Origin of the sequence: Bacillus sp. SIMBA_031, assembly GCF_046535225.1 — a bacterium.
In the GTDB taxonomy this organism is placed as follows: Bacteria; Bacillota; Bacilli; order Bacillales; family Bacillaceae; genus Bacillus; species Bacillus velezensis.
The window spans coordinates 1-240 of record NZ_JAWRXC010000629.1; the positions used below are offsets into that span (position 1 = coordinate 1).

The 240-nt window shown below is 62.1% G+C and carries 1 protein-coding gene; it reads right to left on the reverse strand.

Annotated elements, in window-relative coordinates; all coding sequences use genetic code 11:
• On the reverse strand, positions 1 to 240 hold a 240-nt coding region (locus tag SB724_RS22265), incomplete at both ends, for a polyketide synthase dehydratase domain-containing protein (protein WP_410573103.1).

The window sequence follows — 240 nt, forward strand, 5'->3', positions numbered from 1 at the left end:
GCAGAAAACACCTGCATATCCTGGAGGGCAAACGGCAGAAACGGCCGGCCGGACGCGGAACCGTCTGAGAGCACGAGACCGATAGAAGCCTGAAGGGCGGCGTCCAGCATGCTTGGATGCAGGATGAACGGCTCCTTTTCCTCGCGGGCGGACGGCGGGAGAATGAGCTTTGCGAGCACTTCTCCGCTTCCGGCATAGACGGCGTCAAGCGCCTGATGAGACGGTCCGTAGGTGATGCCG